Annotated in this window: 10 protein-coding genes and 1 pseudogene; 1 reads left to right on the top strand and 10 read right to left on the bottom strand. The window is 62.1% G+C overall.

Annotated features, from left to right (window positions below):
* Window positions 1-13: 13 nt before the first annotated feature.
* The 9 genes from EN925_RS14640 to EN925_RS14595 all read right to left on the bottom strand — a co-directional run bounded on the left by EN925_RS14640 (window position 14) and on the right by EN925_RS14595 (window position 6,915).
* Complete coding sequence (locus EN925_RS14640; RefSeq protein WP_013532083.1) at window positions 14-622, bottom strand: class I SAM-dependent methyltransferase; 609 nt, start codon at window positions 620-622, stop codon at window positions 14-16.
* A 226-nt stretch (window positions 623-848) separates the two neighbouring features.
* The gene (locus EN925_RS14630) at window positions 849-1,946 is read right to left on the bottom strand and encodes a GH25 family lysozyme (protein ID WP_013532084.1); all 1,098 of its coding nucleotides are present in this window, start codon (window positions 1,944-1,946) and stop codon (window positions 849-851) included.
* Between the two features lie 148 nt (window positions 1,947-2,094).
* A complete protein-coding gene (locus EN925_RS14625) occupies window positions 2,095-2,883 on the bottom strand; it encodes a phosphodiester glycosidase family protein (RefSeq protein ID WP_013532085.1) in 789 nt (262 codons plus the stop codon).
* A 71-nt stretch (window positions 2,884-2,954) separates the two neighbouring features.
* The gene (locus tag EN925_RS14620) at window positions 2,955-3,827 is read right to left on the bottom strand and encodes an undecaprenyl-diphosphate phosphatase (protein ID WP_013532086.1); all 873 of its coding nucleotides are present in this window, start codon (window positions 3,825-3,827) and stop codon (window positions 2,955-2,957) included.
* Window positions 3,828-4,015: 188 nt separating this feature from the next.
* Complete coding sequence (locus tag EN925_RS14615) at window positions 4,016-4,213, bottom strand: hypothetical protein (protein WP_013532087.1); 198 nt, start codon at window positions 4,211-4,213, stop codon at window positions 4,016-4,018.
* A gap of 185 nt (window positions 4,214-4,398) precedes the next feature.
* Window positions 4,399-4,797, bottom strand: a complete 399-nt coding sequence (locus tag EN925_RS14610) for a GFA family protein (RefSeq protein ID WP_013532088.1) — start codon at window positions 4,795-4,797, stop codon at window positions 4,399-4,401.
* Window positions 4,798-4,984: 187 nt separating this feature from the next.
* Window positions 4,985-5,941 carry an alpha/beta hydrolase gene (locus tag EN925_RS14605; RefSeq protein ID WP_127384924.1) on the bottom strand — a complete coding sequence of 319 codons (957 nt, stop codon included), beginning with the start codon at window positions 5,939-5,941 and terminating at the stop codon, window positions 4,985-4,987.
* Window positions 5,942-5,981: 40 nt separating this feature from the next.
* Complete coding sequence (locus EN925_RS14600; RefSeq protein WP_024504356.1) at window positions 5,982-6,467, bottom strand: SRPBCC family protein; 486 nt, start codon at window positions 6,465-6,467, stop codon at window positions 5,982-5,984.
* 199 nt (window positions 6,468-6,666) lie between these two features.
* Window positions 6,667-6,915, bottom strand: coding sequence for a ParB N-terminal domain-containing protein (locus EN925_RS14595; RefSeq protein ID WP_013532091.1), 249 nt, complete (start codon window positions 6,913-6,915; stop codon window positions 6,667-6,669).
* A gap of 197 nt (window positions 6,916-7,112) precedes the next feature.
* On the opposite strand from EN925_RS14595, the gene EN925_RS14590 reads away from it, so the two are divergent.
* Window positions 7,113-7,529, top strand: a complete 417-nt coding sequence (locus tag EN925_RS14590; RefSeq protein ID WP_024504355.1) for an acyl-CoA thioesterase — start codon at window positions 7,113-7,115, stop codon at window positions 7,527-7,529.
* Window positions 7,530-7,544: 15 nt separating this feature from the next.
* Here EN925_RS14590 and EN925_RS14585 read toward each other — a convergent pair.
* Window positions 7,545-7,725 (bottom strand): annotated as a pseudogene (locus tag EN925_RS14585) (LysR family transcriptional regulator); the annotation flags it as partial.

The raw sequence follows: 7,725 nt of genomic DNA, 5'->3' as shown, positions 1-7,725 counted from the left end.
AGCCCACGCCGCGTTATGCAGGCTTCACGGCCAGGAACGTGTTCCATTCTTCGCTATTGCGGCCGACGTTGAAATCGTCCCTGATGAGGACCAGCCCGGCGCCTTCGAGACGGGCGGCGAAGTCGTCCCTGCGCCAGTAGACCATGTGATATTCGCCTGATGTCTCGCCATCGCCATTGCGCATCGAGACGAGGAAGGCGCCGCCCGGGCGCAGCGACCCGGCTATCTTGGCAAGCACCTGGTCGGTCTGGTCGCGAGGCACGTGGATCAGGACGCATAGGGCAAGGACCGCGTCGTAGGGGCCGCCGAGATCATCGGTGATGAGATCGAGCAACTCGCCATGCTTACCACGCGCGGCCTGCAGCTCGAGAAACCGCTTGGTGGCGTCGGTGCGCCGAACCTTGACGCCCAAATTTTCCAGAAAATCCGCATCGTATCCGGCTCCGGACCCGACTTCCAAAATCCGGCCACCTGTGCCGGCGATTGCCACCAGGCGCTTGAGCGATGCCTGCTCCCTCTCGTTGGGAACATGGCGCACGATGGCATCATATTGTTCCGCATAATCCTCGTAAGCGCTGATCGTTTGACGGCTCTGTGCCAGAGCCTCCGATGACACACCCATCTTTTCCTCCCATGCGTCCTTGTTGGTCAAAGAGCCAGACACTTTCCTCAGCGAATGCTGCCAGCGGAAGCGTGTCCATCGAGCAGTCCGATATCGCGCTTGAAATGGTCCGACAGCGCACGCTGGTCAAGCAGGCCGCGTGAGCGGGTCCTGAAGGGAGCGGCGAAGAGGTCGAGGATCGGCGGACACCCGAGAAAGCGAACGACGCCAAGCCTGATAGCTTGTCTCAGTTGGCGTCGGCTACCGTCTGCCGGCCGCCGGCCCAGGCGCGCCATTGCCGTTCGTCGCCATGGAAGACATTGAGGTCTATGCGGCCAGTGACGCCGTGCGACAGGCCGGAGCCGGAATACTGCCAGAACAGCCATTTGCGGCCGGGATAGACCTTTGACGGATGCTGGGCGACCGCACGCAGCCAAAACGGATAGTCGAGGAATTCGCCCCTGAGATTGTCGCGGTAGAAATCGGGCGCGGTGTAGATGATGGGCCGCTGGCCGTAATAGCGCTCCAGCTTGTCCATGAACACCTGCATCTTTTCCAGCACCTTTTCGCGCGACGGCCGCCGCTTGCAGCTGGACTCGCCGTTCCACTCGACGTCGATCACCGGCGGCAGCGCGCCTTCGACCCTGGGCACGTTGCGGATGAACCAGTCCGCCTGCTCGCCCGCCGTGCGGCACCAGTAGAAGAAATGGTAGGCGCCGCGCTTCAAGCCGGCGGCGTCGGCGTTGCGCCAGTTTTTCATGAACATCGGATCGAGGTGGTCGCCACCGTCGGTCGCCTTGATGTAGGCGAAGTTGGCGCCCTGCGCCCGCAGCTTGTCCCAGTTGACGTTGCCTTGCCAACGCGAGACGTCGACGCCGTGCACTGCAAGGCGGCGAGGCGAACCCTTGCCGAAATTGATCGGCTTGGCGTCGCGAAAACCGTAACGGGTGAGCGGCCCGGCAAGCATGGCCGGTGCCGCGCGCGTCAACAGCTTGGGCGGCGACACCAAGGCTGCCGGCTCGACCGGCAGCCCGCCGACATCAGGCACTTGGGGATCAGGCGCATCAGGTGCGGCAAACACCCCCGTCTCTTCCTCCTCCGCCAAGCCGAACGGGCGCGTTTTTTCCCCCGGACCGTTGTCAGACATGGGAGCCAGTCCGGCCCTTGCCGCCCTGTTGCCCCTTGCCGCCGAAGCAGCGGCGATCGGTGCCGGCGGCCGGATCACGGAACTGGTGGTCTCGTTGGAGGGTTTCTGCAAATCCAGCGCATCGACGCCGGCCGTTGACGAGCAGCCGGCAAGGCATAGCGATGCTATCAAAAAACTGACGACGCCCGGAATCCGCATCTGGACCTGTACTCAAAACACAACAGACCGAGGGCGAAACGACAGCCGACGGACAAACCGGATCAGTTATGAATGAGAAATTACCAATAAAGTTTGAATCAAGTTTTTTTCGCCATACCGCATGCGGGTAAGCGCGGTGGAAACTGGCTCAGGATTTCCTGAAGACGCCGATCATCGGCCCGAGATTCCAGTAGTCGTCTTTGCGGCCGATGGCAGGCGCAAACAGGCTGGATATCGTGCCGTCGAGGAACAGCGCGTTATCGCAACCGAGCGCGTCGCGGAAAAGCCGGGCGAAGGCATGGAAGGTCACCGTGCCATTCGAAATCGCAAAGACCGCGACGCCATCCTTTCGCACCCCGACACCGTCGCGGGTTTTCCGCGAAGTGCCGTCGGCCTGGAATTTCGGATGCAGCTTGCCGTCGATCACCAGCATCGGCCCCGATTGCGTCGCATAGTCGACGGTCGGGCGCCTCTTCACGAAGTCCCTGGTGGCGCGGACCGCGGCCCTGCCGTCGCGTATGTAGAAAATGCCGTTCGGCTGCAGGGAAAAGTTGCCGCTTCCCGAACCCGTTTTCACCGACGCCATCTCCTGGCCGCGCTCGACATAGAGACCGACCGGCGCGAGGTTCGGGTGATACATGCCGGCATTGATGCCGAACAGCATCGTGCGCCCGATCGCCTGTTGCGCGGCATGCAGATTGTGCAGCGACTGAAACGGCTTGCCCGCCGCATCCTTCCAGAACAGCTCGAGCTGATATCGTTTCGGATCGACCTCGCAAACGAGATAGCTGGTCGCCTCGAAGGTGAAGTCCCGGCATGGCGGCAGCGAGACAACCCACTGGCCGAACGACGCGCCAAGCGCCGCCACCGACGGCAGCGCCCCCTTGGCCATCGCCAGCAACAGTGGCACCGATTGCAGGAGGGTCAAAAAATCCATGTGCGTACCGGAATCGAAGTTCGAGGTCCGGTACGGATATAGCCCGTTTCAAGCGATACTGTGGAACTGCCTCAGACGAGCCATCCCATGGCGACGCTCGACAACAAGACGATGCCGAGCAGGCCGCGATAGATGACGAACGGCCAAGCCGAGAAACGCTCCAGCACGCGCATCAGCCCCCATATGGCGAAGAAGGCGGAGATCGACGCGACGACCAGCCCGACAGCAAGCACCGACCAGCCATGGGCGTCGAGATGGACCTTGTGCAGTTCCCAGAGTTCCTTGAGGCCGGCGAGCGCGATGGCAGGCAGCCCGAGCAGGAACGAGAAGCGCGCCGCTTCGGCCCGCTTGAAACCGAGCCCCAGTGCCGCTGTCAGGGTCGAGCCCGAGCGCGAGACGCCGGGGACAAGCGCGCCGATCTGGGCGATACCGACGAGCAGCGCATCGGTCAGTGACGCATCGCCCATGCTGCGCCGGTGACGGGCGAAGATCTCGGCCAGCGCCAGCAGGATAGCCATGGCGATGCAGGCCCAGCCGATCACCGTCAGGCTACGCAGCGGCGAATTGCAGGCGTTGAGCAGGCCCGACAGCGCAACGCCGGCGATGACGATGGGGATCGTCGCCAGCACGATCCAGAGCGCCAGCTTGAAATGCCGGTCGGCGAAATCGCGTCGCGCCAGAGCGTCGAGCGATCCAAACAGGATATCCCTGACGTCGCTCCAGAAATAGCTGACCACCGCGGCAAGGGCCGCAAGCTGCATGGCGGCGGAGAAGGCGGAGCCAGGATCCTGCCAGCCGAGCACGGCCGGCACGATGCGCATATGGGCAGTCGAGGAAATTGGCAGCAGTTCCGTGATGCCTTGCACCACGCCGAGGAACGCCACCTTGGCGAACCCCAGGCCGACGAAGCCCGTGTCGAGGCCTTGGGTGCAGATATCGGCCAAAATCGAATTCCATGCATGAGAGATCGGAGTTGGGTGGACCGACCCAAGGTCAATCCCGGGCAAGCCTTATCGTCATGGGCCGGATAATCAATTTACGGATTTGTAAGCTGGCACGCCGAGGTGCACGCCGTTCGAAACCGGCCCACCTTGGGGCCGGCTTGAGGCACACAGGGAAAATCGCAAAGCGACTACGGGCAGAGCCAGAGTTTCTGGCATGTCCTGGCGATCACATGCGCCGGCGGCACTTCGGGCTCATCGGTCGAAGGCCGGCGAGCCCGTTCGAGCAGCATGCGCACCTGTTCGGGACGCACACGATCGCGCTCCATCACAAGCAGGACCATCGGATCGCTCAAAAGCTCGTCCAGGGTGCTGATGCTGTCGTTCATCCGTCGTCTCCTCGAATGCCGTACCCGCGACCCTTAAATAGGACGACAAAGATGGCTCGCCAATGACGCTTTGCCGGCTATCTCGTGTCGATTTGGATTAAATTTTGGCCATGCTTGCGCTCTTCCCTTCCCCTGGCGCTGCGCGTCGATCCACCTTCTTCCACAACAAGGGGAGAAGGGAAAAATTAGCCTGGCGGAGGGGCGCCTTCGTATTTCGGCAGGCCGTCATCAAGCACCAGCCAAGGCTGCTTCGAGGCCGTGAAAATATGCATTTGCGGCTTGAAAACCGTGGGATCGTCGAGCGAACCGGTGGTGATGCCGATAATGCCTGCGGAATCACGTCGGGAGAACAGCGTTGTGCCGCAGCTCGGGCAAAAGCCGCGCTTGAGATCCGGTGAAGAGCCTATAGTCGCCAGCGGCCCATCGATCGTCACGTCCTCGATGCGAAACAGCACGCGTGCGTTGAAGGCGGCGCCGATCGCCTTCTGGCAAAGCCGGCAGTGGCAGACGCGTTCGTTGATGGGAGCCGCGTCCGCGCGGTAGCGCACCGCCTTGCACAGGCATCCGCCCTCATATCTTGCCATTGTCTGGATCCACTGGTGGGAGAGAATAGGCGCGCAACGTATCGGCGGGGCCGATTGGGTCAATTGAAAAGCTTTGATGCAATGTCATCGCTTGTGCTGATGCGAGTTGGGATGAAGCCATGACGCCGAAAGCCGTCATGGAGCCACGGAATGCCGGCTGCCCGCCAACAGCCGGCAGTTTTGGCGTTCACTCCATTTCGCCGACGACCTCGTCCCAGGTCTTGACCTTGGTCTGGCCGTTTAGGAACGGCAGCGCGGCGGCCGTCAGCTCCGGGGCGAAGAAGACATCGTAGTGGGTGCGGTTGGGCAGGATCGCCAGGCGGTTCTGCGACAAGTTCTCGCGCATCCAGCCGGCGTCCTTCAGTCCGCCGCCGAGCATCTGATAGAACTTGATCTCGTGTTCGGGCTTATACATATCGCTGTCGCCATAGACCAGCATGACAGGCATCTTCAGCTTGGCGACATCGGCCGAGTAATCGCGGTTCTGACGCATGAAGCCGCCCAGCGCATCGAGGAGCTTCGGGAACTCCTCCGGATGCGGCGCCACCGCGACGTAGGATTTGTACATCGGCGTGTCCTTCATGAACTCAGCCGCGGCTGCGCTCACCTGTGCCTGCTGCGGACGCATCTCGTCATAGAAGCCGTCCGTGGCGTAGCCGGTCGATACCAGGACGAGGCGGCGCACCGCTTCGGGATGCTGGACGGCCATGCGGAAGGCGACGCCGCCGCCCAGCGAATAGCCCATGACATCGACCTGGCTGTAACCGAGCGCCTTGACGATGGCGGCCATGTCGTCGCCCATCGCCTCCACGGTGAATGGTCGGTCACCCAGCGCGGTGCGGCCGTGACCCTGCAGGTCGACGCCGATGACGGTGCGGTTTTCGGCAAGTTTCGGCAGGATCGGCGCGAACATATCCGTGGTGCCAAGACCACCATGCAGCAGAAGCAGCGGCTCGCCCTTGCCATAGATCGCATAGTAGTAGTTCAGGCCGTTGATCGTCAGAAGGCCGGACTTTTCCGGCTTCGGCAGTGCATTCGTTTCAGTCGTCATGGCAGGTTTTGTCTCCTCTGCATTGGTGATGCCCGGGCAGGCAAGCAGTGCTGCGGCCGAAGCAAAAATGGCGAAAAACAGGGTTTTGAACATATCGATCTCCTCTCCTGTCGATATCAAGGCGTTATGCGGATCAAAGCGTTTTGGCGAGTTCTTCGAGCTGGTCGGCGCACTGTCCCCAGCCCTCGTGGAACCCCATCTTCTCATGCTGTTCGCGGTCGGCGACGCTCCAGTGCCTGACCCGAGCGATGTAGCGGGTCTTGCCGTTGCCCTCGTCCTCGAAGGTCAGCGCGACGGTCATGAACGGCTTTTCCGAAGGCTGCCAAGCCTCAGTGTAGGCGTCGGTGAGGACGATCTTCCTGCCGGCAACGACTTCGAGGAAGACACCTGGGTTGGGGAACTCGTTGCCGTCCGGGCTGGCCATGACGACAAGGCTCGAGCCACCGGCGCGCACATCCATCTCCGCGCGCGGCGTCGTCCACGGTTTTGGAGAGAACCAGCGCGTGATCAGTTTCGGATCGGTCCAGCAGCGATAGACGTTCTCGCGCGGCGCATCGATGATGCGGGCGAGAACCAGTTCGCGGTCGTTGGTGGGGGCGATGTCGAGCTTGGTGGTCATGATGGCGTCCTGCGTTTGATCTGGCTTCCGTCCCAAGGACGAGCCGATGAACCGCAAGCCGACATCGGCCAGCGAAAATTTTGCGACACCGTTTCGATTGACCCGAGGCGTCACTCACCTTCGTCATCCACGGGCGGAGCAGGAACGCAGCTCCGTCGCGGAGACCCGAGGATGACAAAGTGATCGATGGGCCAAAGCCTCAGTGGCGCTTGGCTTGCACCAGATAGGCCTCGATCTCGGTCTCGCCGAGCCACTTTGCCGCTTCCAGCCGGTGCAGGCCCTCGACGAGGATGTGGCGCTTGCCGTCATGGCGGACCTGGATCGGCGTCTTCATGCCGTTTTCCAGAATGTCCTCGGCGAGATGGCGGACGGTCTCGGGATGCAGCGTCTTCTTGCGCGCCGTCGGCACGTAGATCTCGTCGACCTTGACCTTTTGCACTCTGAGCATGCCGACCCCCGTGGCGGAAACGCCGCCACCCCTGAGATAGTCCGTTTGATGGAGGTGGCCAAGGGTGCGGCTAACGAATACGAAGTCCGAAGGCCATTCTCGGTTCGAAGATGCCAGGGACAGCAGATCGTTTGCCTGTCGTCGCGCGTTTCGATATTGCGTCTGCGCGATCGTCGAAGGCCACGGAGCAAATCCCCATGAGCAAATCTCTCGTCACCTTTGTCGGCGTCGCCCATCCCTGGATGTGCGACGTGATGGGGCACGTGAATGTGCGTCACTACGCGGCGATGTTCGATGATGCCAGCTTCCAGCTTCTCGGCCATATCGCCGGACAGGACGACAACCAGGCGTCGCAGATCGGATGGGCCGACGTGCGCACCGAAATCGACTATCGGCATGAAACGAAAGCCGGTGCGCTCATCACCATCCGCTCGCATGTCGTGAAGATCGGCCGCACCTCCATCACCTTCGAACAGGTGATGTTGGGCTCGCTCGACGGCATTGTCCGCGCATCGAGCCGGACGACAAGCGTGCGCTTCGACCTTGCCGCGCGCGCCTCGGTCGCTCTGGACGAGCCGATGCGCGACCGCTCTTCGGCCTTCCTGATCGAATAAGCCTGTCTCCGCCCGTCAGCCTATGTAGATGCGGTCCTCGAGGGGCGTGTCGGCAATCAGCGTCTGCAGCCCTGACAGCAGCGCCTTCTCGGCGCGGTTCATCACCTTGTCCGGATTGACCAGCAGGAAGATGTCGATGGCCGGCGGCGCTTCATAGGGCGGCAGCCGCCACAGCATTCCATCCGCCACGTCCCGC

Source organism: Mesorhizobium sp. M7A.F.Ca.US.006.04.2.1 (genome assembly GCF_004022915.1).
GTDB lineage: Bacteria > Pseudomonadota > Alphaproteobacteria > Rhizobiales > Rhizobiaceae > Mesorhizobium > Mesorhizobium ciceri.
This window is presented reverse-complemented; position numbering and strand designations above follow the sequence as displayed.

Excerpts from the sequence above, each read along its gene's own strand:
- EN925_RS14640 (WP_013532083.1), bottom strand. The coding sequence starts at position 622 with ATGGGTGTGTCATCGGAGGCTCTGGCACAGAGCCGTCAAACGATCAGC.
- EN925_RS14630 (WP_013532084.1), bottom strand. The coding sequence starts at position 1,946 with ATGCGGATTCCGGGCGTCGTCAGTTTTTTGATAGCATCGCTATGCCTT.
- EN925_RS14625 (WP_013532085.1), bottom strand. The coding sequence starts at position 2,883 with ATGGATTTTTTGACCCTCCTGCAATCGGTGCCACTGTTGCTGGCGATG.
- EN925_RS14615 (WP_013532087.1), bottom strand. The coding sequence starts at position 4,213 with ATGAACGACAGCATCAGCACCCTGGACGAGCTTTTGAGCGATCCGATG.
- EN925_RS14610 (WP_013532088.1), bottom strand. The coding sequence starts at position 4,797 with ATGGCAAGATATGAGGGCGGATGCCTGTGCAAGGCGGTGCGCTACCGC.
- EN925_RS14605 (WP_127384924.1), bottom strand. The coding sequence starts at position 5,941 with ATGTTCAAAACCCTGTTTTTCGCCATTTTTGCTTCGGCCGCAGCACTG.
- EN925_RS14600 (WP_024504356.1), bottom strand. The coding sequence starts at position 6,467 with ATGACCACCAAGCTCGACATCGCCCCCACCAACGACCGCGAACTGGTT.
- EN925_RS14595 (WP_013532091.1), bottom strand. The coding sequence starts at position 6,915 with ATGCTCAGAGTGCAAAAGGTCAAGGTCGACGAGATCTACGTGCCGACG.
- EN925_RS14590 (WP_024504355.1), top strand. The coding sequence starts at position 7,113 with ATGAGCAAATCTCTCGTCACCTTTGTCGGCGTCGCCCATCCCTGGATG.